Origin of the sequence: Christiangramia aquimixticola (genome assembly GCF_048285835.1) — a bacterium.
GTDB classification, from domain to species: domain Bacteria; phylum Bacteroidota; class Bacteroidia; order Flavobacteriales; family Flavobacteriaceae; genus Christiangramia; species Christiangramia aquimixticola.
This window is the reverse complement of the sequence record NZ_JBLVTL010000226.1, coordinates 1-297: the sequence shown is the minus strand read 5'-3', so window position 1 is coordinate 297 and position 297 is coordinate 1. Positions and strand designations below refer to the sequence as shown.

Genomic DNA, 297 nt, shown 5'->3' with positions numbered 1-297 from the left:
CAAAAACTCACTCGGACTCAACCAAAGGCCTTCTTCAAACATCCCAGAAGGTCCCATAAAGAGCAAACGCTCCTTCATTCCATCCGCCCGATACCAAATCACTTCTGAGTCAGGATTAAGGTAAGGCTTATCCAATCCGTCTTGTGCTTCAATTTTGTAAGAATAAATATCGACGGTACCATTGCCTTCAGGATGGGCAAACTGGTAAGGAAAAAGAGGATCTCCCACCAGAATAGGATTTTTTTCAGGCATTTCCATAGGATCTATGGAGTCCGTAAATACCCACTCAAATTCCTC

Annotated in this window: 1 protein-coding gene; it reads right to left on the bottom strand. The window is 43.4% G+C overall.

Annotation, left to right across the window (positions count from 1 at the left end):
- The coding region (locus ACNKXV_RS14245; RefSeq protein WP_417908371.1) for a hypothetical protein at positions 1-297 on the bottom strand (297 nt) is incomplete at both ends.